General features: G+C 75.5%; 24 protein-coding genes and 1 pseudogene. 5 read left to right on the top strand and 20 right to left on the bottom strand.

Annotated features, from left to right (window positions below):
* Positions 1-27: 27 nt before the first annotated feature.
* The gene (locus tag AC1050_RS15305; protein ID WP_482388261.1) at positions 28-1,836 is read right to left on the bottom strand and encodes a proline--tRNA ligase; all 1,809 of its coding nucleotides are present in this window, start codon (positions 1,834-1,836) and stop codon (positions 28-30) included.
* A 58-nt stretch (positions 1,837-1,894) separates the two neighbouring features.
* On the opposite strand from AC1050_RS15305, the gene AC1050_RS15300 reads away from it, so the two are divergent.
* On the top strand, positions 1,895-2,788 hold the full coding sequence (locus AC1050_RS15300) for an Fpg/Nei family DNA glycosylase (protein ID WP_482388260.1): 894 nt from the start codon (positions 1,895-1,897) through the stop codon (positions 2,786-2,788).
* Positions 2,789-2,920: 132 nt separating this feature from the next.
* Positions 2,921-4,066, top strand: a complete 1,146-nt coding sequence (locus tag AC1050_RS15295; protein ID WP_482388259.1) for an LCP family protein — start codon at positions 2,921-2,923, stop codon at positions 4,064-4,066.
* 81 nt (positions 4,067-4,147) lie between these two features.
* Here AC1050_RS15295 and AC1050_RS15290 read toward each other — a convergent pair whose 3' ends face one another.
* The 4 genes from AC1050_RS15290 to AC1050_RS15275 are packed head-to-tail and all read right to left on the bottom strand — an operon-like array spanning position 4,148 to position 8,846.
* The gene (locus tag AC1050_RS15290) at positions 4,148-5,047 is read right to left on the bottom strand and encodes a GNAT family N-acetyltransferase (RefSeq protein ID WP_482388405.1); all 900 of its coding nucleotides are present in this window, start codon (positions 5,045-5,047) and stop codon (positions 4,148-4,150) included.
* A gap of 14 nt (positions 5,048-5,061) precedes the next feature.
* Positions 5,062-6,237: a flavodoxin-dependent (E)-4-hydroxy-3-methylbut-2-enyl-diphosphate synthase gene (gene ispG, locus AC1050_RS15285; protein WP_482388258.1), complete on the bottom strand. Its 1,176-nt coding sequence runs from the start codon at positions 6,235-6,237 to the stop codon at positions 5,062-5,064.
* Between the two features lie 49 nt (positions 6,238-6,286).
* Positions 6,287-7,603, bottom strand: a complete 1,317-nt coding sequence (locus tag AC1050_RS15280) for a M50 family metallopeptidase (protein ID WP_482388257.1) — start codon at positions 7,601-7,603, stop codon at positions 6,287-6,289.
* 52 nt (positions 7,604-7,655) lie between these two features.
* Positions 7,656-8,846 (bottom strand): GGDEF domain-containing protein, encoded by a 1,191-nt coding sequence (locus tag AC1050_RS15275; RefSeq protein ID WP_482388256.1) that lies wholly within the window; start codon positions 8,844-8,846, stop codon positions 7,656-7,658.
* Between the two features lie 245 nt (positions 8,847-9,091).
* Here AC1050_RS15275 and AC1050_RS15270 point away from each other — a divergent pair, with 245 nt between their 5' ends.
* Positions 9,092-10,501: an NAD(P)/FAD-dependent oxidoreductase gene (locus tag AC1050_RS15270; RefSeq protein WP_482388255.1), complete on the top strand. Its 1,410-nt coding sequence runs from the start codon at positions 9,092-9,094 to the stop codon at positions 10,499-10,501.
* A gap of 45 nt (positions 10,502-10,546) precedes the next feature.
* Here the strand turns inward: AC1050_RS15270 and AC1050_RS15265 are convergent, their stop codons facing one another.
* From AC1050_RS15265 to dxr, 3 genes are all read right to left on the bottom strand, one after another.
* The gene (locus AC1050_RS15265) at positions 10,547-10,948 is read right to left on the bottom strand and encodes a type II toxin-antitoxin system VapC family toxin (protein WP_482388254.1); all 402 of its coding nucleotides are present in this window, start codon (positions 10,946-10,948) and stop codon (positions 10,547-10,549) included.
* Positions 10,936-11,196, bottom strand: a complete 261-nt coding sequence (locus tag AC1050_RS15260) for a hypothetical protein (protein WP_482388253.1) — start codon at positions 11,194-11,196, stop codon at positions 10,936-10,938. Before AC1050_RS15260 ends, AC1050_RS15265 begins: the two co-directional genes overlap by 13 nt.
* 200 nt (positions 11,197-11,396) lie before the next feature.
* Positions 11,397-12,584 carry a 1-deoxy-D-xylulose-5-phosphate reductoisomerase gene (dxr, locus tag AC1050_RS15255; RefSeq protein ID WP_482388252.1) on the bottom strand — a complete coding sequence of 396 codons (1,188 nt, stop codon included), beginning with the start codon at positions 12,582-12,584 and terminating at the stop codon, positions 11,397-11,399.
* A 169-nt stretch (positions 12,585-12,753) separates the two neighbouring features.
* Here dxr and AC1050_RS15250 point away from each other — a divergent pair, with 169 nt between their 5' ends.
* Positions 12,754-13,443 (top strand): prepilin peptidase, encoded by a 690-nt coding sequence (locus AC1050_RS15250; protein ID WP_482388251.1) that lies wholly within the window; start codon positions 12,754-12,756, stop codon positions 13,441-13,443.
* 75 nt (positions 13,444-13,518) lie between these two features.
* Here AC1050_RS15250 and AC1050_RS15245 read toward each other — a convergent pair whose 3' ends face one another.
* The 7 genes from AC1050_RS15245 to rpsB form a co-directional block, all read right to left on the bottom strand.
* Positions 13,519-14,079, bottom strand: coding sequence for a DivIVA domain-containing protein (locus tag AC1050_RS15245; protein ID WP_482388250.1), 561 nt, complete (start codon positions 14,077-14,079; stop codon positions 13,519-13,521).
* On the bottom strand, positions 14,076-15,206 hold the full coding sequence (gene rlmN / locus AC1050_RS15240) for a dual-specificity RNA methyltransferase RlmN (RefSeq protein WP_482388249.1): 1,131 nt from the start codon (positions 15,204-15,206) through the stop codon (positions 14,076-14,078). Before rlmN ends, AC1050_RS15245 begins: the two co-directional genes overlap by 4 nt.
* Positions 15,207-15,268: 62 nt before the next feature.
* Positions 15,269-16,123, bottom strand: coding sequence for a phosphatidate cytidylyltransferase (locus AC1050_RS15235; protein WP_482388248.1), 855 nt, complete (start codon positions 16,121-16,123; stop codon positions 15,269-15,271).
* Positions 16,123-16,680, bottom strand: coding sequence for a ribosome recycling factor (gene frr, locus AC1050_RS15230; protein ID WP_482388247.1), 558 nt, complete (start codon positions 16,678-16,680; stop codon positions 16,123-16,125). Before frr ends, AC1050_RS15235 begins: the two co-directional genes overlap by 1 nt.
* Before the next feature lie 75 nt (positions 16,681-16,755).
* Entirely contained in the window at positions 16,756-17,478 is a 723-nt protein-coding gene (gene pyrH, locus AC1050_RS15225) for a UMP kinase (protein WP_482388246.1), read from the bottom strand.
* Positions 17,479-17,572: 94 nt separating this feature from the next.
* Positions 17,573-18,412 carry a translation elongation factor Ts gene (tsf, locus tag AC1050_RS15220; protein WP_482388245.1) on the bottom strand — a complete coding sequence of 280 codons (840 nt, stop codon included), beginning with the start codon at positions 18,410-18,412 and terminating at the stop codon, positions 17,573-17,575.
* A 46-nt stretch (positions 18,413-18,458) separates the two neighbouring features.
* Positions 18,459-19,445: a 30S ribosomal protein S2 gene (gene rpsB, locus AC1050_RS15215; protein WP_482388244.1), complete on the bottom strand. Its 987-nt coding sequence runs from the start codon at positions 19,443-19,445 to the stop codon at positions 18,459-18,461.
* 227 nt (positions 19,446-19,672) lie between these two features.
* Here rpsB and AC1050_RS15210 point away from each other — a divergent pair.
* Positions 19,673-20,410 (top strand): annotated as a pseudogene (locus tag AC1050_RS15210) (M23 family metallopeptidase); the annotation flags it as partial.
* Between the two features lie 126 nt (positions 20,411-20,536).
* Here the strand turns inward: AC1050_RS15210 and whiG are convergent.
* The 5 genes from whiG to AC1050_RS15185 all read right to left on the bottom strand — a co-directional run bounded on the left by whiG (position 20,537) and on the right by AC1050_RS15185 (position 26,275).
* Positions 20,537-21,523 carry an RNA polymerase sigma factor WhiG gene (gene whiG / locus AC1050_RS15205; RefSeq protein ID WP_482388243.1) on the bottom strand — a complete coding sequence of 329 codons (987 nt, stop codon included), beginning with the start codon at positions 21,521-21,523 and terminating at the stop codon, positions 20,537-20,539.
* A 20-nt stretch (positions 21,524-21,543) separates the two neighbouring features.
* Positions 21,544-22,431, bottom strand: coding sequence for a tyrosine recombinase XerC (locus AC1050_RS15200; RefSeq protein WP_482388242.1), 888 nt, complete (start codon positions 22,429-22,431; stop codon positions 21,544-21,546).
* 423 nt (positions 22,432-22,854) lie between these two features.
* The gene (dprA, locus tag AC1050_RS15195; protein WP_482388241.1) at positions 22,855-24,384 is read right to left on the bottom strand and encodes a DNA-processing protein DprA; all 1,530 of its coding nucleotides are present in this window, start codon (positions 24,382-24,384) and stop codon (positions 22,855-22,857) included.
* Positions 24,381-25,913 (bottom strand): YifB family Mg chelatase-like AAA ATPase, encoded by a 1,533-nt coding sequence (locus tag AC1050_RS15190; RefSeq protein WP_482388240.1) that lies wholly within the window; start codon positions 25,911-25,913, stop codon positions 24,381-24,383. Before AC1050_RS15190 ends, dprA begins: the two co-directional genes overlap by 4 nt.
* Positions 25,913-26,275 (bottom strand): YraN family protein, encoded by a 363-nt coding sequence (locus AC1050_RS15185; protein WP_482388239.1) that lies wholly within the window; start codon positions 26,273-26,275, stop codon positions 25,913-25,915. Before AC1050_RS15185 ends, AC1050_RS15190 begins: the two co-directional genes overlap by 1 nt.
* Positions 26,276-26,378 lie beyond the last annotated feature (103 nt).

Below are 26,378 nucleotides of genomic sequence, written 5' to 3'. Positions count from 1 at the left end.
CCGACCCCGCCCAGGGGTCGTGCCGCGTCAGCCCAGCAGCGCGTCCACCAGCTCGGCGACGCGGTCGGCGGCCTCGGCCACCGGCACCTGCGCCGCCTGCGGACCGCCCTCGACGGCGACGCGCGGCCGCACCTCGACCACGCCGTCCGCCAGACCGCGCCCGACGACGACCGTCAGCGGCACGCCCAGCAGCTCCGCGTCGGCGAACTTCACGCCGGGCGACACCTTCGGGCGGTCGTCGTACAGGACCTCGATGCCGCGCGCGTCCAGCGTCTGCGCCAGTGACTCGGCGGCCTCGAACACCGCCGCGTCCTTGCCGGTGGCGACGACGTGCACGAGGGCCGGGGCGACCCCCGCGGGCCAGGCGAGGCCCTTCTCGTCGTTGTTCGCCTCGGCCAGGGCCGCGAGCACGCGGGTCACGCCGATGCCGTACGAGCCCATCGTGACGACCTGCGTCTTGCCGTTCTGGTCCAGCACCGTCAGCCCGAGCGCCTGGGCGTACTTGCGGCCGAGCTGGAAGATGTGGCCGATCTCGATCCCGCGGGCGAGCTCGAGCGGGCCCGAGCCGTCGGGCGCCTCGTCGCCGGCGCGCACCTCGGCGGCCTCGACGGTGCCGTCGGCCGTGAAGTCGCGGCCCGCGACCAGGTCGAAGACGTGCTTGCCGTGGGCGTTCGCGCCGGTGATCCACCGGGTGCCCGGCACCACGCGCGGGTCCAGCAGGAACCGGATCGCGGTCCGGGCCTCGTCGTCCAGCGCCAGGCCGTCGACGTTCGGGCCGACGGCGCCGGGGCCGATGTAGCCCTTCACCAGCTCGGGGTGCGCGGCGAAGTCGGCCTCGACGGCCGGCTCGACCTCGGCCGGCGCGACCGCGGCCTCGAGGCGCTTGAGGTCGACCTCGCGGTCGCCCGGCAGGCCGACGACCAGCAGCTCCCGCTCCCCCGTCGGCTGCACGAGCGCGAGCACGACGTTCTTCAGCGTGTCCGCCGCCGTCCAGGCGCGGTCCGGGCGCGGGAACCGCTCGTTCGCCACGGCCACCAGGGTGTCGATGGTCGGGGTGTCCGGGGTGTCCTCGACGTGCGCGGCCGGGGCGTCGTCGAACGGCAGCGCGTCCGGGACGACCGTGGTGACGGCCTCGACGTTCGCCGCGTAGCCGCCGGGCGACCGCACGAACGTGTCCTCGCCGATCGCGGTCGGGTTGAGGAACTCCTCGGACCGCGAGCCGCCCATCGCGCCGGACGTCGCCGCCACGATCACGTACTCGAGGCCGAGGCGCTCGAAGATCCGCTGGTACGCGGCGCGCTGCGCCTGGTAGGACGCCTCCAGGCCCTCGTCGTCGATGTCGAACGAGTACGCGTCCTTCATGATGAACTCGCGCCCGCGGATCAGACCCGCGCGCGGGCGGGCCTCGTCGCGGTACTTGGTCTGCACCTGGAACAGCGTCAGCGGCAGGTCCTTGTACGACGAGTACAGGTCCTTGACCAGGAGCGTGAACATCTCCTCGTGCGTCGGCGCGAGCAGGTAGTCGTTCTCGCGGCGGTCCTGCAGCCGGAACAGGTTCGGCCCGTACTCCGTCCAGCGGCCCGTCGCCTCGTACGGCTCGCGCGGCAGCAGCGCCGGGAAGTGCACCTCCTGCGCGCCCGCGGCGGCCATCTCCTCGCGGACGACGGCCTCGACCTTGGCCAGCACCCGCAGGCCCAGCGGCAGCCAGGTGTAGATGCCGGGGGCGGCGCGGCGGATGTAGCCCGCGCGGACGAGCAGCTTGTGGCTGGCCACCTCCGCGTCGGCCGGGTCCTCGCGCAGGGTGCGGACGAACAGCGTGGACAGGCGTAGGAGCATGGGCGGCAGCCTAGTGCGGCCCGGGCGGCTGTCGGACGCGTAGGCCACGATGGGGGGCATGCCGGAGCTGCCCGAGGTCGAGTCCCTGGCCGTCTTCCTGCGCGAGCGCGCCGTCGGCCGCACCGTCGCCGGGGTCGAGGTGGGCGCCATCAGCGCGCTCAAGACGTTCCGCCCGGCACCCGCGGACCTGGCGGGCGGGACCGTCGTGTCCGCCGACCGGCACGGCAAGTGGCTGGACCTGGGCGTCGAGCCCGCGGGCGGCGGGGCGCCGCTGCACCTCGTCTTCCACCTGGCGCGCGCGGGGTGGCTGCGCTGGTCCGACGCCCTGTCCCCCACGCCGGTCCGGCCCGGGAAGTCCCCGCTCGCCCTGCGGGTGCGGCTCGACGACGGCTCCGGGTTCGACCTGACCGAGGCCGGCACCCGCAAGCGGCTCGCCGTGCACGTCGTGGCCGACCCCGCCGAGGTGCCGCCGATCGCCACCCTCGGCGTCGAGCCGCTGTCGGCCGAGTTCACCCCCGAGCGGCTCGGGGAGCTCATGGCGGCGAAGAACCAGCAGATCAAGGGGCTGCTGCGCGACCAGCACACCATCGCCGGCATCGGGAACGCCTACTCGGACGAGATCCTGCTCGTGGCGCGCACCAGCCCGTTCGCCCTGACCCGGTCCTTCGACGCCGACAGGGTCGAGCGGCTGCACGCCGCCACCCTCGGCGTGCTGCGCGAGGCGATCACCGCCGCCGCCGGCCGGCCGGCGGCCGAGCTCAAGGACGCCAAGCGCCGCGGGATGCGGGTGCACGGCCGGACCGGCGAGCCCTGCCCCGGCTGGGACGGCGTGCCCTGCGGGGACACCGTGCACGAGGTGTCGTTCGCCGACTCCTCGCTGCAGTACTGCCCGACCTGCCAGACCGGCGGCACGCCGCTGGCCGACCGGCGGATGTCCCGGCTGCTGCGCTGAGCCGGTACGACCCGAGCCGGTACGGGCCGGGCCGGGCCGGCGCGCCCGGCTTCACGAGTCGGGCACACGATCCGGCCACAGGCTGCACGGGGGCGGCGCGCGAACCGACCACGGCCTCCCTACCGTGGGGGGATGCCCGAGACCACCCGCGCCGCCCGGCGGACGCGCGCCGTCCGCCGCCCCGTGCGGCACGCCCGCCGCACCCGAGCCGGCCGGCGCGTCGCCCGGACCGCCGCGCTCACCGTCGGCGTGCTCGCGCTCAGCGGCACCACGGGCGCCGCCGCCCTGTACGCCCAGGTGCAGAACGGGATCGAGAGCGCCGACGTCGACCAGTTCCTCGGCGACGACCGGCCCGCGCAGGAGGAGCCGCCGACCGACGGCTACGCCGGCCGGCCGCTGAACATCCTCGTGATGGGCACGGACAGCCGGGACGGCGAGAACGTCGACCTGGCGGGCGAGACGGACGGCATGCGCTCGGACACCACCGTGCTCGTGCACCTGTCCGCGGACCGCGCCCGGGTCGACCTGGTGTCGGTTCCCCGGGACTCGCTGGTCGACATCCCGTCCTGCACGCTCGAGGACGGCACGACCACGGAGCCCCGCACGGACCACATGTTCAACGAGGCGTTCTCGATCGGCGCGGGCAGCACCGACAACCTCGCCGCGGCCGCCGCGTGCACCCGGCTGACGTTCGAGCAGAACACGGGGCTGCGCACCGACGAGAGCATCGTCGTGAAGATGGACGGCGTCCGCGACGTCATCGACGCCCTGGGCGGCGTGCCGATGGACCTGCCCGAGGCGATGGACTCCCCCAAGGCCGGCCTGCACGTCCCGGCGGGGCCGCAGACCTTCGACGGCACCACCGCCCTCGCCTTCCTGCGCGCCCGCACCGGCACCGGCAACGGGCTGGAGCTGGGCTCCGACCTGGCGCGCATCGAGCGCCAGCAGCAGCTGATCGACGCCCTCGCCGCCCAGGTGCAGAGCGCGAAGCTGCTCGCCGACCCGGGCACGCTGATGCCCGTGCTGACCAGCGTCACCCGCTCGCTGTCGATCAGCGAGGGCCTCGCCGGCGTCCGGGACCTCGCCGGCCTGGCGCTGACGCTGCGTGACGTCGACCCGGCCACGCTCAGCCCGGTGACGGTCCCGGTCACGACCGCCCCGCAGGACGAGGCGCGCGTGGTCTGGACCGCCGAGGCGGACGCCCTGTGGGCGGCCCTCGCCGCGGACCAGCCGCTCCCGGGCGACGCCACGGCGACCCCGACCGCCCCCGCCCCCTGAGCGGCACGCCGAGCGGGCAGCAGACGTCGCCTCGGGGCCGTACGAGGGGACGTCTGCTGCCCGCTCGGCGCCCGGAACCGGCTAGAAGAGGACCGTCGCGTAGGTGCCGACCTGGCGGAAGCCCACGGCGCGGTACGCCGCCAGCGCCCGCTCGTTGTAGTGGTTGGCGTAGAGGCTCACCACGGGCGCCACGTCGTGCCGGGTGTGCGCGACGACGGCCGCCATCCCGCCCTCGGACAGGCGCTCGCCGCGGCGCACCGGGTCGACCCAGACGCCCTGCACCTGCGCGACACCTCCGGCGACGGCGCCGAGCTCGGCCTTGAACACCACCTGCGGCCGGCCGTCGTCGTCGGGCTCGACGCGGACGAACGACCGGCCCTCCCGCACGAGCGAGCGTACCCGCGCCTCGTACGCGCCGCCGGTGCCGCCGATCGGTGAGTAGCCGACCTCCTCGGTGAACATCCGGACGCACGCCGGCAGCACGAGGTCGTACTCCTCGGGCACGGAGTACCGCACGCCCGGGTCGGGCGCGACCGCCGGGTCGTGGTCGATGACCATGGACGGCTGGTCCTCGCGCACCTCGCGGACCGGTCCCCACGCGGGCGCGAGCCGCTCCCACAGCGGCAGCACGGCCGCCGCGTCGCCGACCACGGAGGAGCACCGGCGGCCCTGGGCGCGGCCGAAGGCGGCGAACGCGTCGAGGGCGCCGGCCCGGTGCTCGGCGTCGGGCGCGACCGGGACCAGGTTGGCGCCCGCCCAGCAGACCGCGACCAGCGTCCCGTCGACCTCGTAGCCCCAGACCTGCCCGCTCACGCGGTGCAGGCCGACGAACCGCGCCTGCTCGAGCCGGGTGGTGGCCAGCACGGCGGCGACGGCGTCCCGCGCGCACACCTCGAGGGCCTGCGGCAGCTCGTCCTCGCCCAGCACCCGGCCGACGCCGGGGCCGATCCGCAGGTCCCCGCCGGCCAGCCCGTCCCGCACCCCGCGCACGGCGGTCAGCCGACCGTGACCACGGGGCCGCCGGCGCCGGGCGTGCGGTCCGCCGCCGTCATGCTGTCGGCGATCCGCATCGCCTCGTCGATCAGGGTCTCCACGATCGCCGACTCGGGCACCGTGCGGACGACCTCGCCGCGCACGAAGATCTGGCCCTTGCCGTTCCCGGACGCCACGCCGAGGTCGGCCTCGCGCGCCTCCCCCGGCCCGTTGACGACGCAGCCCATGACGGCGACCCGCAGCGGGACCTCCAGGCCCTCGAGCCCGGCGGTGACCCGCTCCGCCAGGGAGTAGACGTCGACCTGGGCCCGGCCGCAGGACGGGCAGGACACGATCTCGAGCTTGCGGGGCCGCAGGTTCAGGGACTGCAGGATCTGGATCCCGACCTTGACCTCCTCGACCGGCGGCGCGGACAGGGACACGCGGATGGTGTCGCCGATGCCCTTGCTCAGCAGCGCTCCGAAGGCGGTGGCGGACTTGATGGTGCCCTGGAACGCGGGCCCCGCCTCGGTGACGCCGAGGTGCAGCGGCCAGTCGCCGGCCTCGGACAGCAGCTCGTAGGCGCGCACCATGACGACCGGGTCGTTGTGCTTGACCGAGATCTTGAAGTCGTGGAAGTCGTGCTCCTCGAACAGCGACGCCTCCCAGACGGCGGACTCCACGAGCGCCTCCGGGGTCGCCCTGCCGTGCTTCGCGAGCAGCCGCGGGTCGAGGGAGCCGGCGTTGACGCCGATCCGCAGGGAGACCCCGGCGTCGGAGGCGGCGCGCGCGATCTCCTTGACCTGGTCGTCGAACTTGCGGATGTTGCCGGGGTTGACCCGCACGGCGGCGCAGCCCGCCTCGATGGCGGCGAACACGTAGCGGGGCTGGAAGTGGATGTCGGCGATCACGGGGATCTGCGACTTGCGTGCGATGGCGGGCAGCGCGTCGGCGTCGTCCTGCGTGGGGACCGCGACCCGGACGATGTCGCAGCCCGCGGCGGTCAGCTCGGCGATCTGCTGCAGCGTCGCGTTGACGTCGGAGGTCAGGGTCGTGGTCATCGACTGCACGCTGACCGGCGCGTCGCCCCCGACCTCGACCTTGCCCACGCGGATCTTGCGGGTCGGCCGCCGCGGCGCCAGCACCGGCGCGGGTGCCTCCGGCATGCCGAGGCTGATGGGGGTGCTCACACAGGTCATCATCGCACCGCCGGGCGCGTCGCACCCGGCCGCGCGCCGGAGCGTCGCGTCAGCCGAGCGAGATCGGCGCGACGACGTCGGCGTACGCGAGCAGGAGCCCCATCCCGCCGAGCACGACGAACACCGCGAGCGCCAGCGGCTGCAGCCGCGCGGCGTCGGCCGGCCGGGGGCGCGGCAGCCCGCGCAGGCGCGCGACCTGGCGCTTCAGCCCCTCCCAGAGCGCGGCCGCGACGTGCCCGCCGTCGAGCGGCACCAGCGGGATCAGGTTGAACACGAACAGCGCGATGTTCAGCGACGCCAGGATGCTCAGCATCGAGGCGACCCGCTCCGTGATGCCGAGCCCCGCGGCGTCGGCGGACGCCACGTCGCCGGCCAGGCGGACCACGCCGACGGGGCCGAGCACGCCGTTCGGGTCGCGCTCGGCGTCGCCGAACGCGCTCTGGGCGATGCCGACCAGGTTGGCGGGCAGGGTCACGACGGCCCTGCCGGTCTGCCAGACGGCGTCCGCGGTCACCGTGACGATCTCGGAGACGGGCTGGCGCTGCAGCTCGGTGCCGGGGCTGATGCCGAGGAACCCCACCTCGGTCGTGACGGGGTCACCGGCCTCGTCGAGGACCACGGCGCCGTCGTCGTCCGTGACGGGCCGCTCCGCGACCACGGGGGTGACGGACAGCTCGAGGCGCTCGCCGTCGCGCTCGACGACGACCGGGACGGCCTCCTCCCCGGTCCCGCGGATCATCCCGCTGAGCTGCTCCCACGACTCGACCTCGACGCCGTCGTAGGCGACCACGGTGTCCCCGGGCTCGAGGCCCGCGGCGGCACCGGGGGCGGCGGGGTCGTCGGCCGAGCACTCGGTGGACGTGGAGCTCGCGGGCAGCACGCACTGGCTGACCGCGGACAGGGTGGTGCTCGACCCGGGCGTGCCGATGCCGATGAAGACCACCGCGAGCAGCACGACCGCGATCAGCAGGTTCATCACCGGCCCGCCGAGCATGACGACCAGCTTCTTGGGCGTGGAGAGCCGGTAGAACGCGCGGTGGTCCTCGCCGGGACGGATCTCCTCGGCGCTGACCTCGCGGGCGTCGGCGGCGATCCGGCTGAAGAAGCCCGTCGTCGGCGGGTTGCCGACGGCGTCCGGCGTCGGGTACATGCCGATCAGCCGCACGTAGCCGCCGAGCGGGATCGCCTTGACGCCGTACTCGGTCTCGCCCCGGGTGCGGGACCACAGGGTCGGCCCGAACCCGACGAAGTACTGGCTGACCCGCACGCCGAACTTCTTGGCGGGGACCATGTGGCCGACCTCGTGCAGCGCGATGGACACCAGGATGCCCACCACGAGCACGACGACGCCGATCGCGTAGGCCAAGGGGGTGCTCCGTCCAGGTCGCTGCGGCTGCGGGGGTGGTGCGCGGGCGACCTCAGCGCGGGACGCCCGACCCCTCATCCTGCCCCGTCAGCCTGGACGCGGGCTGGACGTCACCCGCACGGCCGTCGGTGTCCACCTCGACCCGGTCCCGGCCGGCGCGCTTCGCGCGGTACATCAGCGCGTCCACGCGCCCGATCGCGGCGTCCGGGTCCTCGGCCGACCGCAGGGCGATGACCCCGAGGCTCGCCGTCACGTCGACGGGCGCCTCCGCCCGGACGGCCACGGGGACGGCCGCCCGCAACCGCTCCGCGAGCGCCCCGGCGTCCTCCGGCGTCAGCCCGGGCGCGACCACGAGGAACTCCTCGCCCCCCAGGCGCGCCACCAGGTCGCCGGACCGCACGTGCTGCTCCAGCGCCCGGGCCACCGCGACGAGCACCCGGTCCCCCACCGGGTGCCCGTGCACGTCGTTGACCGCCTTGAACCGGTCGAGGTCCAGGTACACCAGCGCGACGTCGAGGCCGGAGCCCACGACGCGCGCCTGGTAGGCCAGCTCGTCCTCGAGGCGGCGGCGGTTGGCGGCCCCGGTGAGGGCGTCGGTGTACGCCATCTCGCGCATCGACGCGGCCTCCGCGCTCGCGTGCTCGGCGGCCAGGAACGCCCGCGTCGCGTGCTCCTTGGTCCGCGAGAGCACCCACACCAGCGCCGCGAGCACCGCCAGGTAGACGGCGTACCGCACCAGGTCGACGAGGTGGTCGGCGGTGTCGCCGTCCGACGGGCCCAGCAGCAGCCCGGCGGTGCCCACCGCGACCGTCGCACCGACCACCACCCCGGCGTGCAGCACCGCGAACCGGTTCGGGTAGACCAGGTACCCGATCACGACGAACAGCGCGAGGCCCATGAACGTCGTCGGGAACAGCGCCGCCCAGCCGTCCCCGGTCAGCAGCCTGCTGGCGAGGGTGACCAGCCACAGCACGTCGAACCCGGTCAGCACCACCCGGGACACCGCCACGGTGGCCTGCGGGCGCCGCAGCACCAGCCACGCGAACAGCAGCACGACGACCAGCAGCAGCGGCGACGCCACGCGCAGCAGCACGTCGTCCCACCGCAGCACCGCCACGGCGACGATGGCGACCGCACCGCCGAGCAGGCACGCCAGCAGCACCCGGCGGATCAGGCTCAGCGTCGGATCGCCTGCCCGGCGGGCCACGGGCAGGTCCCGGTGCGGCGGGGACGGGGCTGGCACGGCGCCTCACGATCAGCGGCGGGATGGTCCGCCGAACGTACCTCCCGCGCCGCGCCCGGACACCCCGTGCGGGACGGCTTCACCCGGTCGCTCCGCCGCACCCGGCACCGCCGGCGCACCGCCGCCCGGCACCGCGCCGGGCCGCCCTGCGCCGTCCTGGGCCACCCAGGGCCACCCAGGGCCACCTTGCGTCCGCCCGCGCGATCACCCACGATCGGCGCAGGCCGAGCGGAGGGTGGACCCGGGTGAGCGGCACGACGGGCGAGGGCACGGGGCTCGACGGGGCGGGGCCCGACGGGACGACGACCGTGGCGTGGACCTCCGGGGGCGGGGTCCGGCCCGTCTCGCTGTGGTTCGACCAGGCCGAGGCCGACACGCCCCTGCCGCCGCGGGACCCGCTGGACGGCGACACCACCGCCGACGTCGTCGTGGTGGGTGCCGGGCTGACCGGGCTCTGGACGGCGTACTACCTGCTGGAGGCCGACCCGGCGCTGGACGTCCTGGTGGTCGACGCCGCCGTGGCCGGCCACGGGGCGAGCGGGCGCACCGGCGGCTGGGCCTCCTCCGGGTCGCCCGCCGCCGCCGACCGGGTCGCCGCCCTGCACGGCCCGGCCGCCGCCCGCGCGCTGCGTGCCGCGCTCCGGGACGCGGTGGTCGAGGTCGGGGGCGTCGCGGCGGCGGAGCTGATCGACTGCGACCTCGCGGTCGGCGGCCTGGTCACCGTGGCGCGCACGCCCGCCCAGCTCGCCCGGCTGCGGCAGCACGCGGCCGCCGCCCGCGCCTGGGACGACGAGGTGGAGCTGCTGACCCCGGACCGGGTCGTGGAGCACCTCGGCGGGTCCGAGCCGCCGGGCGACGACGTGCTCGGCGGGGCATTCACGGCGGACGCCGCCCGCGTGCAGCCGGTCCGGCTGGTGCGCGGCCTGGTCGAGGTGGTGACCGCCCGTGGTGGCCGGCTGGCCGAGCGCACGCGCGCGCTGCGGGTGTCCCCGCGCGCGCTCGTCACCGACCAGGGCACGGTGCGGGCACGGTCGGTCGTGGTGACCACGGGGGCAGGCGGCACGGACCTGCGACGACCGGTGCCCGCCGGCCGGGTGCACGCCATCGCGACCGCGCCGCTCCCGGCCGACGTCTGGCAGGCCGTGGGGCTGGACCGCGGGCGGACGCTCGCCGACGCGGCGCACCGCCCGGTGCACGCCGTGCGGACCGCCGACGACCGGCTCGTGCTCAGCGGCCGGGTGGGCGCGGCCGGCGACCAGGACCCCCGCGCGACCCGGCGGCTGCGGGCGGCGCTGGCCGACCTGCTCCCCGCGACCTCCGGGGCCGCCGTCACGCACGCCTGGGGCGGCGTCGCGAGCCCGGTGGACGACGGGCGGCTCGCCCTGGGGCTGGACCCGGGCACCGGCATCGCCTGGGCCGACGGGCACGGCGACGACGGGGTGGTCGCGGCCAACCTCGCGGGCCGGACGCTCGCCGACCTGCTGACGGGGACGGACTCGGCGCTGACCCGGCTGCCGCGCGTGGACGGGCCGGCGACGGCAGGACCGCTCGGGCGCGCGCGGACGGCGGTGCGCTCGGCGCTCCCGGGGCTGGCGGACGCGGAGGAGCGGCTGACGGGGCGGCCGAGCCGGCTGGCGCGGCGGGGCGAGGGCTGAGCCCGCACCACGGGGCCGCACGCCCGTCGCCCGTCGAGCGAGGCGTCAGCCCGAGAGGCCGATGACCGTCGTGCCGCGTGCTCCGGCCTCCCGAGCGAGCCGGGCGTCGAAGGTCGCGAGCGGTGCCCGCACGTGCTCGGCGGTCGCCAGCACGCACGCGTCGGGCATCCGCACCGCGGCGGAGGCCCGCACGAGCGCGAGGGCACCCGGACCGGGGTCGGTGGCGGACGAGCTGCGGATCCCCGCTGCCTCGAACGCGGCCAGCGCCACGTCCTGCTGGCCGGACCTGGCGGGGCCGACCAGCACCTCGGCCATCGTGAGCGTGTGCAGCACGACACCCGACGCCCCGTGGTCGAGCAGGATCCTCCGTGCTCGTTCGTGGTGCACGTGCCCCGGCGTCGACGCCGCGATGATGACGTTCGCGTCCGCGACGATCACGCCGGCCACCCGTCCCGCACCTCGTCGAGGTAGCCGGGCGGGTAGAGCGGGGACAAGGCGGTCAGCGCGGACACGGCACGCTCACGCTCCTCCTTCGCACCGGCGTCCTCGGCCTCGACCACGCGCCCGCCTACCTCGATCAGGTGCGTCAGGAGCCGGGACGCGGGCTGCCCCGGCCACCGTCGGCGAGCGACGTCCAGGGCGTGCGCGACCTCGCTCGTCTCCGTGATCGCGTGCCGCGGCCTGGTCGTGGGCATGCCGCGACTGTAACACCGTCGGCCCGAGGTGTGACACCTCTCGTCGCAGACGCACGTCGCCGCCACGCCGCCTCCCTGGGTTCGCTCGACGTCACGGCCGTGCGGTCCGCGACCGGTCCAGGGTGCGCGCCCTCGTCGCCACTGTGAGGGACCTCGGCCCCTAGCCGGGTCGATCGGGGGGAGCGACCGGTCCGCTCGGCTCACCCCGCCGCGGCCACGCGCTCCCGCGCCCGGGCGCGGGCCCACGCCTCCGCGGCGTGCACGTCCGCGACGTCCCGCACCGGGCCGCCCTCGTGCTCGCCGAGCACCTCCTCCACGGTCCCGACGACGTCGAGGAAGCCGATCCGCCCGGCCAGGAACGCCGCGACCGCCTCCTCGTTGGCCGCGTTGTACACGGCCGGGTGCGTCGGGGAGGCGGCCACCGCGGCCCGCGCGAGCGCGACCGCGCCGAACGTGTCCTCGTCCAGCGGCTCGAACGTCCAGGACGCGGGCGCGGTCCAGTCGACCGGCGGGACCGCGTCGGGCAGCCGGTCCGGCCACGACAGGCCCAGCGCGATCGGCAGCCGCATGTCGGGCGGCGAGGCCTGCGCGATCGTGGACCCGTCGGCGAACTCGACCATCGAGTGCACGACCGACTGCGGGTGCACGACGACCGCGATGTCGTCGACCGGGACGTCGAACAGCAGGTGCGCCTCGATCAGCTCCAGCCCCTTGTTGACCATCGTGGCCGAGTTGATCGTGACCACCGGGCCCATCGACCAGGTCGGGTGCTGCAGCGCCTGCTCGGCGGTGACGTCGGCGAGCTCGGCACGGGTCCGGCCGCGGAACGGGCCGCCCGACGCGGTGAGCACGAGCCGGCGGACCTCGGAGCGCCGGCCGCCCCGCAGCGCCTGCGCGATCGCGGAGTGCTCCGAGTCGACCGGGACCACCTGACCCGGGCGCTGCACGGCGGCCCGGACCAGCGGGCCGCCGGCGACGAGGGACTCCTTGTTCGCGAGCGCGAGCGTGCTCCCCGAGCCCAGCGCGGCGAGCGTCGGGCCGAGGCCGACCGACCCGGTGATGCCGTTGAGCACGACGTCGGCACCCCGGGCGGCGAGCTGGCTCGCCGCGTCCGGACCGGTCAGGACCTCCACGCCCATCTGCCGCAGCCCGGCGTCGGCGGAGGCGCGCACGAGCTCGGCGAACACGGTGCCGGCCGCGTCCGGGTCCGCGACCGCGACCGTCTGCGCGCCGAGCGCCACCGCCTGCCGCGCCAGCGCGGCGGGGTCCGACCCCCCGGCGCTGAGGCCGGTGACCCGGAACCGGTCCGGGTTCCGGGCGATGACGTCGGCGGCCTGGGTGCCGATCGATCCGGTGGAGCCGAGCAGGACGACGGTGCGCGCGTTCATCCGGCCCATCCTGCCCGCTGGACGCCGTCGAGCACCTACGCAACGCCCGGCCGTCCCCGACGCCCCGGCTGGGTGCCACGGAGGCGCCGGTAGCGTCGCCGACCCGAGCGGGTCGCCCACCCGGCTGCGCGGGCCGCTCTCCCCCGTCGTCCCGCGTGAGGAGGCCGCCGTGGCGGTCCCGGTCGTCCTGCTGCCGCTCGCCGCCGTCCTGGGCGTGGCGGTCGGCTCGTCCCTCGGCGCCGTCGTCCGGCGGCTGCCGTCCGGCGCGACCCTGGCCCCGGCGATCACGCGACGGCACCGGGTCGCCCGGGCGGGCACCGGAGCGGGTTTCGTCGTCATGACCGCGGTGGTGGGGACGTCCTGGGCGCTGCCGGCGGTGCTGTACCTGACGGCGGCCGCGGTGGCCCTCACCCTGATCGACCTGGACCTGCACCGGCTGCCCGACGCGATCGTGCTGCCGTCGTACCCGGTGCTCGCCGTGCTGCTCGCGCTCGCGTCGTGGAACCCCGGCGGCGGATCGGACTGGGGCGCGCTGCCGCGGGCGGGAGCCGGGTGCGCCGGCTTGCTCGCGCTCTACCTGGTCGCGGCGTCGCTGTCGCCCACGGGCATGGGCCTGGGTGACGTGAAGCTGGCCGGGGTGCTCGGGATGGTGCTCGCGTGGTTCGGCTGGGGGCAGCTGGCCGTCGGGGCGTCCTCCGCGTTCGGGCTGGGAGGGCTGTTCTCCGTGGCGCTGCTGCTCGCCGGCCGAGCGGGTCGGACGTCCGGGATCCCGTTCGGGCCGTGGATGCTGCTCGGGGCGTCCGCGGGGATCGCCGTGGGGCAGCCGGTCGCCGGCTGGTACCTCGGCCTGCTCGGCTGAGCACGGCTGAGGACGGCTCGAGTCCGCACGCCGGCTCGCGTCAGCGACCCGCGGCCGTCCGGGGTCGCGCCGGCGTCACTCCGCGGCGAGCAGCACGTCGACGGCACGCTCGAGGAACGCGTCGACGGGCGCCTCGGCGTACGCGCCGGCACCCTTCTTGCGCCCGAACACCGCGGAGCGGATCTCCTGCGCGCTGAGCGGGGCGTTCTTGTCGAAGTAGTCCACGAGACGGTGGCAGAGGGCGTCGACCTCCGCGGCGTCGTAGCCGGCCTGCCGGCCCTTCGGCGGGGAGAACCGCTCGCCGTCCGGCCGGGTCAGGCGCCCGTAGAGCGTCCGCGCCTGCTCGGCGAGGGTCTCCATCCAGGCCTCGCGGCCCTTGTCGGCGATGAAGTCGGCGCGGGCGCGGGCGACGAAGGCGGCCTCGAGGCGGTCGAGGGCGGCGTCCACGGCGGTGGTCGAGTAGCCGCGGCGCACGAGGTCGAACGCCACGGTGCGGACGTCACGGCTGGACAGCGCACCGGCGGGACCCTGCTCGTACACGCTGCGGGCGTGCGTGAAGAAGTCGTCGACCTCCTCGGGGTGGTAGCCCGTCCGCATCCCGGTGACCTTCCGGAACATGACGCCGCCGCTGCTCATCCCTCGTCCTCCTCCGCGGCGAGCTGGCCGCACGCACCGTCGATGTCGCTGCCGCGGGTGTCCCGGACGGTGGTCGGGATCCCGTGTGCGCGCAAGCGTGCCACGAACTCGGCCTCGACCGCGGGATCGCTCGCGGTCCACTTGGACCCGGGCGTCGGGTTCAGCGGGATCGGGTTGCAGTGCACCCAGCCGCGGCCCCGGCGGTTGAGCTCGGTGCCGAGCAGGTCGGCGCGCCACGCCTGGTCGTTGATGTCCTTCATCAGCGCGTACTCGATGGACACCCGGCGGCCGGTGGTCTGGAAGTACTCGTAGGCGGCGTCGATCGTCTCCTTGACGCTCCACCGGGTGTTGATCGGCACGAGCTCGTTGCGCAGCTCGTCGTCGGGGGCGTGCAGGGACAGCGCCAGCGTGACCGGGATGCCCTCCTTGGCCAGCTTGCGCATGGCGGGGACCAGGCCGACGGTCGACACGGTGATGTTGCGGGCCGACATGCCGAGGCCGTGCGGCACCGGCGCGACGAGCCGGCGCACGGTCTCCATCACGGTCTTGTAATTGGCGAGCGGCTCGCCCATGCCCATGAACACGACGTTGGACAGCCGGGTCGGGCCACCGGGCACCTCGCCGGCGACCAGCGCGGCGGCGGCCGAGCGCACCTGCTCGACGACCTCGGCCGTCGACAGGTTGCGGGTCAGGCCGAGCTGGCCGGTAGCGCAGAACGGGCACGCCATGCCGCAGCCGGCCTGGCTGGACACGCACAGCGTCGACCGGTGCGCGTACCGCATGAGGACGGACTCGACCTTGGCGCCGTCGAACAGGTGCCACAGCGTCTTGACGGTGGTGCCGCCGTCCGCCTCCATCGTGCGCGCCGCCGTGAGCAGTTGCGGGAACAGCGCCTCGACCAGCTTGTCGCGGGAGGCCGCGGGCAGGTCGGTCATCGCCGCCGGGTCGGCGGTGAGGTGGCTGAAGTAGTGGGTCGCCAGCTGCTTGGCGCGCAGCGGCTTCTCCCCCAGCGCGGTGACGGCCTCGACCCGCTCCTCGGGGGTCAGGTCGACGAAGTGCTTCGGCGGCTTGCCACGGGCCCCGCGGGTGGGGGCCGACAGGTTGAGTGCGACGGGCGTGGCGCTCACGCGGTCCTCCTCGGGATCGTGGTGGTGCGTCGGATGGGGACGAGCAGGTACGGGTGCCGCGGTCAGGCGGCGACGGGCTGCAGCGCTTCGAGCAGCAGGTAGACGACCGGCGCCGCCAGCAGCATCGAGTCGATGCGGTCGAGCACGCCCCCGTGGCCGGGGAGCAGCGTGCCCATGTCCTTGAGCTCCAGGTCGCGCTTGATCATCGACTCCCCCAGGTCGCCCAGCGTGGCCACGGCCACGGTGGCGACACCGAGCAGGGCGCCGAGGGCGGGATCGCCGTCCAGCATGAAGTGCACACCCAGGACGCCGACCACGCTCGCCAGGACGACCGAGCCGAGCAGGCCCTCCCAGGTCTTCTTCGGGCTGACCGACGGCGCCAGCGGGTGCCGGCCGATCAGGACGCCGACCACGTACCCGCCGGTGTCGTTCGCGACGCAGAGCAGGATGAAGAGGGCGACGCGCATCGCGCCGTCCTCCGCCGCCAGCATCAGCATCACGAAGCCCGCCATGAGCGGCAGGTACGCGGCCGAGAACACCCCGGCCGTCGCGTCCCGGACCGCCCGGGGGCCGCTGCCGTCCAGCACGCGCCAGACGACGATGCCGCCGACCGTCAGGACGAACGCGACGAACAGCGCCTCCATTCCCGCGACGTACGCGGAGACGAGGATCCCGACGTCGCCGACGAGCAGCGGCAGCACCGGGATGCTGACCCCGCGCCGCGCGAACGCCTGCGCGAGCTCCCAGAGGCCGGCACCGACCGCGAGGACCGCGATGGCGCCGAACACCTCCTTGCGGACGAACAGCGACAGGGCGACCGCGACGAGCAGCGCCAGGCCGACGGCGATGGCGACGGGCAGGTCACGCCCGGCACGCGAGGTGCCCGGCGCCGGAGCGACAGCGGGGTGGGACGACATCAGACCTCGAGCAGCTCGCTCTCCTTGGACGACAGCAGCTGGTCGACCAGCTCGACGTGCCGCTTGGTGACGCCCTCGAGCTCCTTCTCCGCGCGGGAGACCTCGTCCTCGCCGGCCTCGCCGTCCTTGACCAGGCGGTCGAGCTCGTCCTTGGCGCGGCGGCGGACGTTGCGCAGCGAGACGCGCGCGTCCTCGGCCTTCGTCTTGGCCAGCTTCACGAACTCCTTGCGGCGCTCGGTGGTGAGCGCGGGCAGGCTCACCCGGATGACGTTGCCGTCGTTGGTCGGGTTCACGCCCAGGTCGGAGTCGCGCAGCGACTTCTCGATGCCCTGCATCGCCGACTTGTCGAACGGCGTGATGAGGATCGTGCGCGCCTCGGTCACGTTGAACGACGCCAGCTGCTGCAGCGGGGTGGGGCTGCCGTAGTAGTCGACGGTGATCTTGTTGAACATCGCCGCGTTGGCACGACCGGTGCGGATCGCGGCGAAGTCCTCCTTGGCGACCTCGACGGCCTTGTCCATCTTCTCCTCGGCCTCGAGGAGGATCTCGTCGATCACGGTGGCTCCTTCAGTCAGGTGCTGCTGGGGTGCTTGACGGGCGGGCGACGGCTGCGCGCGGGCGCGCCGAGGATGTCAGTCCTCGGTGACCAGCGTCCCGATCTTCTCACCCCGGAGCACGCGGGTGACGTTGCCCGGCTCCTCGAGCCCGAACACGCGCATCCGCACGCCGTTGTCCCGGCACATCGACAGGGCGGTGGAGTCCATGACCCCGAGCTCCTGGACGATGGCCTCCGTGTAGGTGAGGTGGTCGAGCTTCGTCGCGGTGGGGTCGGTGCGCGGGTCCGCGGTGTAGACGCCGTCCACGCCGTTCTTGCCCATCAGCACCTCGTCGCAGTGCGTCTCGAGGGCGCGCTGGACGCAGACGGTGTCGGTGGAGAAGTACGGCATGCCGGCGCCGGCGCCGAAGATGACGACGCGGCCCTTCTCCATGTGCCGGATGGCGCGCAGCGGGATGTACGGCTCGGCGACCTGGCCCATCGTGATGGCGGTCTGCACGCGCGTGTCCACGCCGGCCTGCTCCAGGAAGTCCTGGAGGGCGAGGCAGTTCATGACCGTGCCCAGCATGCCCATGTAGTCGGCACGCGCACGGTCGAGGCCGTTCTGGGCCAGCTCGGCGCCGCGGAAGAAGTTGCCGCCGCCGCAGACGATCGCGACCTGCACGCCCTCGGCGACCGCCGCGCTGATCTCGGCCGCGACCCGGCGGACCACGCCGGCGTCCAGGCCGATCGAGCCACCGCCGAACGCCTCCCCCGAGAGCTTGAGGAGCACCCGCCGGGGCTGGGTCTCGTGCGTCATGGGGAACCTCCAGGTCGTCGGCGGGTCGGGTGCGAGCTGGTCTCGCGCCGGTGGCCCCGGCCCTTGCGGGCCGGGGCCACCGGATGGTGCGACGTCAGGCGCCGACGCGGAACCGCACGAAGCCGGTGACCGTGCCACCGACCTCGGCCAGCACCTGCGCGACGGACTTCTTGGAGTCCTTCGCGAACGGCTGGTCCAGCAGGACGACGTCCTTGAAGTAGCCGGTCAGACGACCCTCGACGATCTTCGTGAGGGCGGCCTCGGGCTTGCCCTCGTTGCGGGCCGTCTCCTCGGCGATGCGACGCTCGTTCTCGACCGTCTCGGCCGGGACCTCGTCACGCGTGAGGTAGGCGGGCGAGAACGCGGCGATGTGCGTCGCGATGTCGCGGGCCACCTCGGCACCCTTGGCGTCGGTCGCGACGAGCACGCCGACCTGCGGGGGGAGGTCCTTGTTCACCTTGTGCAGGTAGACGGTGACCTTCTCGCCGGCGACGCGGGCCACGCGGCGCACGACGACCTTCTCGCCGAGCGTGGCGGCCGTCTCGTCGACGATCTCCTGCAGGGCGCGGCCGTCGGTCTCGGCCGACAGCAGCGCGTCCGCGTCGCGGGCGCCGCTGGCGACGGCGGTCGCGAGGACCTTCTCCGACAGCGTGATGAACGTGGCGTTCTTCGCGACGAAGTCCGTCTCGGAGTTCACCTCGACGATCACGCCGACCTCGTCCTCGCCGTCGGCGGCGGTGACGACCTCGGCCGCGACCAGGCCGTCGGAGGCCGAGCGGCCCTCGCGCTTGGAGACGCCCTTCAGGCCCTTGACGCGGATGATCTCGAGGGCCTTGTCGGCGTCGCCGCCGGCCTCCTCGAGGGCCTTCTTGACGTCGAGCATGCCGGCGCCGGTCTTCTCGCGCAGCGCCTTGATGTCAGCCAGGTTTGCCATCTGTGCTTCCGTCCTTCTCGTCAGTGCGTGTGAGTGGCGGACCGGGTCACTCGGACTCGGCGTCGCCCTCGGACCCGGCGGCGGCGGTCTCCGTGGCAGCGGCCTCGGCAGCGGCCTCGACGGCCGGAGCGGCGTCCTGGCCCGGGGTGGCAGCACCCTCGGCCGGGCCGGCCTCGCCGGCGGGGGCGACCGGGTCGCCCGCAGCGGCGGCGACGGCGGCGGACTCGGGCGTCGCGTCGGAGGCCAGGCTCTCCTCGGCGCCGGCCAGGAGCTCGCGCTCCCACTCGGCGAGCGGCTCGGCCTCGGCCGGGGCGGTGCCCTGGCCGCCGCCCTGGCGGGCGGAGTGGCGCTGCATGGTGCCCTCGGCGGCGGCGTCCGCGATCACGCGGGTCAGCAGCTGCACGGCGCGGATCGCGTCGTCGTTGCCCGGGATCGGGTAGTCGACGACGTCCGGGTCGCAGTTGGTGTCGAGGATCGCGACGATCGGGATACCCAGCTTGCGCGCCTCGTCGACGGCCAGGTGCTCCTTGTTGGTGTCGACGATCCACACCGCGGACGGCGTGCGGGTCATGTCCCGGATGCCGCCGAGCGTCTTCGCGAGCTTGTCCTTCTCGCGACGCATGATGAGGAGCTCCTTCTTGGTGAAGGCGCTGCCCGCGACGTCGTCGAAGTCGATGAGCTCGAGCTCCTTGAGGCGCTGCAGGCGCTTGTTCACCGTCTGGAAGTTGGTGAGCATGCCACCGAGCCAGCGCTGGTTCACGTAGGGCATGCCGACGCGGGCGGCCTGCTCGGCCACCGGCTCCTGGGCCTGCTTCTTCGTGCCGACGAAGAGGATGGAGCCGCCGTGGGCCACCGTCTCCTTGACGAAGTCGTACGCGCGGTCGATGTAGGACAGCGACTGCTGCAGGTCGACGATGTAGATGCCGTTGCGCTCGGTGAAGATGAAGCGCTTCATCTTGGGGTTCCAGCGGCGGGTCTGGTGCCCGAAGTGGACACCGCTCTCGAGCAGCTGGCGCATGGTCACGACGGCCATGGCACGTCCTTCCGGCGCACCCCAGCGGGGGCGCGCGCACTGATCGCGGGCCCGCCTGGGCGGACCCGCTCGTCCGGTTGTCGGCGCCGCCCACGTCGGGTGGCACCCCTGGCGCCACACCCACGCCGACGCCGGGCGAACCCGGACCAGTGCCGGCGTCGGTCCTCCCCCGCGCGCCCGTGACCGCGGGGCGGCCGGTGGGAGCGAGGCGTCGGTGATGACGCGCGATGTCGACCGGCACGTACCGGTCGCAAGGAGGAGTCTACCGGACCGCCGTGCGGCCCCCGCACGCACGCGACGTGACGGCGCGCACGGTCCCCGGACCTCGTCGTGGCGGGTTCGCCCCTGCGCGGTCACGTCCGGCCGCTGCGGCAGGCGGGTGGCCGCCGGGCGCGGGGCGGGTACCGGGTGGCCCCCAGGCTACCGGGGGCGACTGCGTCCCCACGACGGGATCGGCGTCGGACCGACGTGGTCGCCGGGCGGGGCACGGTGACGCCATGCGCCTGCCCTCCCCCGCCCCGTCCGCCCTCCGCGCGCTCGTGCCCGCCCCCGCGACCCGGAGCGCGGCGGTCCTGGGGCTCGCGCTCACGCTGCTGGGCACGCTGCTGGTCGGGGTGCCCGGGCAGCCGCCGGCGCAGCCGGGCGCCCGGGCGGTGACGCCGCTGCACGACCCGTGGCTGGCCCCGGTCGACCCGGTCAGGGTCGTGGTGCCGTTCGACGGCCCGGCGCAGCCCTGGCTCGCCGGCCACCGGGGCGTCGACCTGGCCGCGGCGGTGGGCACGCCGGTCCGCGCCCCGCGCGCCGGGACCGTGACGTTCGCGGGCGTGGTCGTCGACCGGCCGGTGCTGACCGTCCTGCACGACGACGGGCTGCGCAGCTCGGTCGAGCCGGTCGACGCCGCGGTGGCGCCCGGCGAGCGGGTCGCGGGCGGCGCCGTGCTGGGCACCGTCTCGCCCGCACGCAGCCACTGCGACCCGACGTGCCTGCACTGGGGCGTGCGGGACGGCGAGACCTACCTCGACCCGATGCTGCTGCTGCGCGGCGGCCCGGTGGTGCTGCTCAGCCGCACCCCGACGGACCCGCGCAGGGTGTCAGCCCCGGTCGGCCTCCGTCAGGCGAGCGCGCAGGCGCAGCATCGCGGCGGTGTGCATCTGGGAGATGCGGGACTCGGTCACGCCGAGCACCCGGCCGATCTCCGCGAGCGTCATGCCCTCGTAGTAGTAGAGGACCAGGACGAGCTTCTCGCGCTCGCCGAGCTGGTCGATCGCCCGGGCCAGCAGGAACTTGGTCTCCTGCGCCTCGAACGAGTTCTCCGGGTCCGGGGTGCGGTCGTCGCCCAGGGTGTCGAGCAGCGACAGCCGGTCGCCGCGGTCCTCGCCGGCGCCGAGCAGCTCGTCCAGCGCGGCGACGTTCACGGTCGACAGCTGGGTGAACAGCGCCCGCAGCTCGCGGACGTCGATCTGCAGCCGCGAGGCGACCTCGGACTCGGTGGGCACCCGGTGCAGCTGGCCCTCCAGCTCGGCGTAGGCGCGGTCGACCGCACGGGCCTTGGTGCGGACCGAGCGCGGGATCCAGTCCATCGCGCGCAGCTCGTCGATGATGGCGCCCCGGATGCGGGAGCTCGCGTAGGTCTCGAACTTCACCGAGCGGCCCGGCTCGTACTTCTCGATCGCGTCGATCAGGCCGAACATGCCGTAGGACACCAGGTCCGCCTGCTCGACCATGGCGGGCAGGCGCATGCCCACCCGGCCGGCGACGGCCGTGACCAGCGGGGCGTAGTGCAGGATCAGGCGCTCGCGCACGAGGCGGTCGCCGCCCGACTTGAAGATCAGCCAGTCCTCGGCCACCGGGTCGACCGGGGCGTCGGTCAGGCCGGCCGGGGAGTCGACGACGGTCAGCGTGACGACGTCGTCCAGGTCCGCGACCGTGTCGACCTCGGCCTCGAGCGTGTCCACCGCGAGCGCAGCGACCGCGTCGACGTCGAGCGTCTGCTGCCGGGGGATGACACCGAGCGGCGCGCTCGACCCGCGGCGCTGCGGTGCAGCCAGCTGCACCGTGTCCTCAGCCGGAGCTGACATGGGCGTCTCCATCTCGGACTTCATGCTCGGGGGTGGGCTTGCTCGAACGAGGCGCGGAGGCGGTCCGCGGTCACGTGGGTGTAGCGCTGGGTGGTCGCGAGGCTGGCGTGACCCAGCACCTCCTGCACGCTGCGCAGGTCGGACCCGCCCTCGAGCAGGTGCGTCGCGACGGAGTGCCGCAACGCGTGCGGCGCGACGTCGTCGACACCGGCCGATCCTGCGACATCATGCACGACCTGGCGCAGCCGGCGCTGGTCGATCCGGCCGCCACGCTGCCCGAGGAGCAGCGCCGGGCCGGAGGTCGCGGTGGCGAGCGCGGGACGACCCCGGGTCAGCCACGCCTCGACCGCGTCGACCGCGAGCTCGCCGACCGGGACGACGCGCTGCTTGTCGCCCTTGCCGGTGACCCGCAGGGTGCGGCCGCCCAGGTCGAGGTCGTCGACGTCCGCGCCGCACAGCTCGCCGACCCGCACGCCCGTGGCGTAGAGCAGCTCGAGCGCCGCCCAGTCCCGCAGGTGCACCGGGTCGCCGTCGTCGGCGCGGACCCGGGCGGTGTCGAGCAGCGTCGCCGCGGCAGCCTGGTCCAGCACGGTCGGCAGGTGCGAGGCCGGCCGGGCGCTCGCGAGGCGGAGCGCCGGGTCCTGCGCGACGCGGCCGGTGCGGGTGGCCCAGGCGAAGAAGGTGCGCACCGCGGCGCCGCGGCGCGCCATCGTGGCGCGGCTGCGCTGCGACGAGGCCATGGAGGCGAGCCAGCCGCGCAGCACGACGATGTCGACGTCCATCAGGTCGGGCACGCCGTGCCGCCGGGCGTAGCCGGCGAGGTCGGCCAGGTCCCCCAGGTACGCCCGGACCGTGTTCTCGGCCAGGCCCCGCTGGGCGCCCAGGTGGAGCGCGAAGGCATCGACCACGGAGGTCGTCCCCCGCGTCGTCCCTGCTTCCGCCCCCGTCTGCACGGGACTACGGTCACCCGTCACCCCTGCGGGCGACAAGGCATGTGTGGCGCGTTTCACCCACCCCTGTACGAATCAGGGTCGTATGTCCGATTCGAAGCCGCGTTTTCATGCGTTTTCATGGCGTTCTGGGCACCCGGGTGTCCAGCAGGCGGACACCCGGGAACCTTTTCCGGGTCCCCCATCGGTGTGAAGACGCTTTCCGGGGCGCGCGGACCCGCCGGACGTGTGGCATGGGGCCGCGGTGCGGGCGGTTCCCGGAGGTGCGGGGCGGTGCCGGGACGTGCGAGCGGTGCCGGGCCGTGCCGTGCCGTGCCGGACCGTGCCGGGCTGCGCCCGGCCGCACGGACCACGGCGACGTCCCGCTCGGGCCGGTGGAGGTCACCGCGCACGCGGGCTGCTCGGAGCGCGTGACCAGAGTCCGGCCGTGCAGCGGACCGTCCCCGCGAGCTCGAGCAGCCCGAGCTCACCGGTGACCTCGCGCTCGGACAGGCCCGCCCGTCGCGCGACGTCGTCCACGCCGGCGCCACGGCGCACCGGCAGCGCGTCGAGGACGCGCGAGGCGAGGCTGTCGGCGCGGTCGGTGCTGTCCGCCCGTCCGCGCTCCCGGGAGGCGGCCGTACCGTTGTCGCCGCCGGTGCCGGTGCCCGCGCCACCACCGGGTCCCGCCGTGGGGCCGTCCAGCAGCTCCAGGACCTCGTCGGCGTCGGTGACGCACACCGCGGCCCCGTCCCGCAGCAGCCGGTGGCAGCCGGCCGACGCCATGGACGTCACCGGCCCGGGCACGGCACCGAGCGGCCGGAGCAGCGCCGTCGCGCGCGCCGCGGTGCTCAGCGCGCCGGACCGCCACGCCGCCTCCACCACGACCGTCGCGCCGCCCAGCGCGGCGATGAGCCGGTTCCGCTGCAGGAACCGGGACCGGCTGGGCACCGTCCCCGGCGGGCACTCCGACACCAGCGCGCCACCGGCCTCGACGAGGCGTTCGAGCACGGGCAGGTTCCCGGCGGGTGACGGCCGGTCGATGCCACCGGCGAGGAGCGCGACCGTGGTGCCGTCGGCGGCGAGCGCGCCGCGGTGGGCGGCGACGTCGATCCCGAACGCGCCGCCCGAGACCACGGTGACGCCGTGGCTCGCGAGGCCGGCGCCGAGGTCGGCGGCCACGCGCTCGCCGTACGTGGTCGCCGCCCGGGCACCGACCACCGCGACCGACCGCCCGGTGACGGAGCCCAGCAGCGGGTCGCCCCGCACCCACAGGCAGAGCGGCGCCTCGACGCCGAGGTCGTCGAGGCGCCGCGGCCAGCCCGGCCGGCCCGGCACGAGCAGCGTGCCGTCGACGCGCGCGAGCCCGTCCAGCGCGCGGTCGGGGTCGATCTCGGCTGCCCGGGGTGCCCAGCGCGGGAGCGCCCGGGCCAGCACGCGGGCTGGGGCGTCCGGCCAGGGCACGGACCACAGGCCGTCCTGCACGGGCACCGCGCCGGGCCGCGGGCCTGCGGGCGCGCCGCCGTCGCCGTCCCCGAGGCCACGGGCGTCGCGGGCGTGCGCGACCCTCGCACGGGCGACGTCGGTACGAGCGACCCCCGCACGAGCGGGACCAGCACCAGGGTGTGCGTCCGTGCCGGCGCTCGCATCGCGCGCCAGGACGCGCAGGCGCTCCAGGGCGTCACCGGCCGGGACGTCGACCGCCCACCGGAGCCAGTCGAGGGCGCGGACGGCTCCGAGCGCCGCCACGACGGCACCGGCGGTGGGGTCGCCGGGTTCGGTGACCTGGCTCCACGCGGCACGTGCACGGACCTCCGCCAAAGGCAGGGCGGGCACGGCGCCCGTGGCGCCCCGGCCGTGCGGGTCGTGCGGGTCGTGCGGGTCGTGCGGGTCGTCGGCCCCGAACGGCTCGCGAGCACGCGGCGCGGTCATGACGTCGCCTGCCCGCGGGTGCGCAGCGCCACGGCCCGCCCGATGTCGCCGCCGTCCGGCGCGGCGCGGCCCGCCAGGTCGGCGAGCGTCCACGCGACCCGCAGCACCCGGTCGGCACCCCGGAGCGTCAGCGTGCCGCGGTCGAGCCCCTCGTCGACCAGCCGCAGCAGGCCGGGTTCCGGGCGCAGCCGCTCGCGGAGCACCCGCCCCGGCACCTCGGCGTTGACCCGCCACGGCGTGCCGGACCAGCGCTCGGCCTGCGCCGCCCGCGCACCGGCCACGCGGGCGGCTACCGTCGCTGTGCTCTCCGCCTCACCGCGCAGCTCGGCGCGACGCACCGCGGGGACCTCCACCTGCACGTCGACCCGGTCGAGCAGCGGGCCGGAGATCCGCCCGAAGTACCGCCGCCGGTCCAGCGAGGAGCACGTGCACGCCAGCCCCTTGCCGACGGCGCGGCCGCACGGGCACGGGTTGGCGGCCAGCACGAGCTGGAACCGGGCCGGGTACCGCGCGGCGCCCCGGGCCCGGTGGATGACCACCTCGCCGTGCTCGAGGGGCTGCCGCAGCGTCTGCAGGACCGACGTGGGGAACTCGAGCGCCTCGTCGAGCAGCAGCACGCCGCGGTGGGCGCGGGACGCCGCACCCGGGCGGGCGACCCCGGATCCGCCGCCGATGATGCTCGCCGACGTCGCGGTGTGGTGCGGGTCCTCGAACGGCGGGCGCCGCAGCAGGCCGTGGGCGGGGTCGAAGGTGCCGGCGACGGAGTGCACGGTGGTCACCTCGACGGCCTCGGTCTCGTCGAGGTCGGGCAGCAGGCCGGGCAGCCGCGACGCGAGCATCGTCTTGCCCGCCCCGGGCGGGCCGACCAGCAGCAGGTGGTGCGCCCCCGCCGCGGCGACCTCCACCGCGGTCCGCGCCACCACCTGGCCCCGCACGTCGGCCAGGTCGCCGGGCGTGCTCCGGCGCTCCGGCGCGGTGCGCACCGCGGGCACCGGCGGGACGTCGGGCACCGGAGCCGCGCCGCCGTACCGGTGCACGACCTCCGCGAGCGTGCGGCACCCGACCACGCGCGCGCCGGGGACCAGCGCCGCCTCGGCGACGTCCGCCTCCGGGACCACGACGTCCGGGAAGCCCGCGGTCACGGCCGCCGCGACGGCGGGCAGCACCCCGCGCACCGGGCGCAGGCGCCCGTCCAGGCCGAGCTCCCCGAGGTGGACGGCCCGGGCCGCGCGCGCGGCGTCGAGCAGGTCCCCGGCCGCGAGGACCGAGACCGCCACCGCCAGGTCGAACGCCGGCCCGGACTTGGGCAGCGCGGCGGGCGTGAGGTTGACCGTGATCCGGCGGTTCGGCCACGCGAGCCCGGTCGACCCGACGGCCGCGCGCACCCGGTCCCGCGCCTCGGACAGCGAGGCGTCCGGCAGCCCGACCAGCACGAAGGCGGGCAGCGCCGGGGCCAGGTGCGCCTCGACCTCGACCACGTGCCCGACCATCCCGACCAGCCCCACCGCGCGCGTTCGCCCGAGCGCCATCAGCAGACACCGACGAGGTGCTCGATCCGGGGCGGTCCCGCGGGCAGCAGCCGCACGGCGACGACGTCCAGGCGTGCGCCGGCCGCGTGCACGTCGTGCGCCGTCAGCCACTGGGCCAGCAGCACCCGCATCCGGCGCACCTTGCGCGGCGTGACGGCCTCGGCGGGGCTGCCGTACGCGGCGGTGCGGCGGGTCTTGACCTCGACGCCGACCACGGCGTCCTCGGCGACGTCGTGGGCGACGACGTCCAGCTCACCGGCCGGGCCGTACCAGTTCCGGTCGAGCACCCGGTAGCCCTGCAGCTCCAGGTAGCGCACGGCCAGGTCCTCGCCCAGCCGGCCGGTCTCGATCCTCGTGCGCATCCGCGTCACCTCCGCCACGGAGGCTGCCCGGCGCGACGGGCGCACCGCACGGGCCGACGGGCGCGAGCTGGGGACGACGCACGACGGGTGCCCTGTGGAGGAC

It is taken from the genome of Cellulomonas sp. NEAU-ZC6 (genome assembly GCF_056844425.1).
Note: the sequence above shows the minus strand (reverse complement) of the source record. Positions and strands in the feature narration are given on the sequence as shown.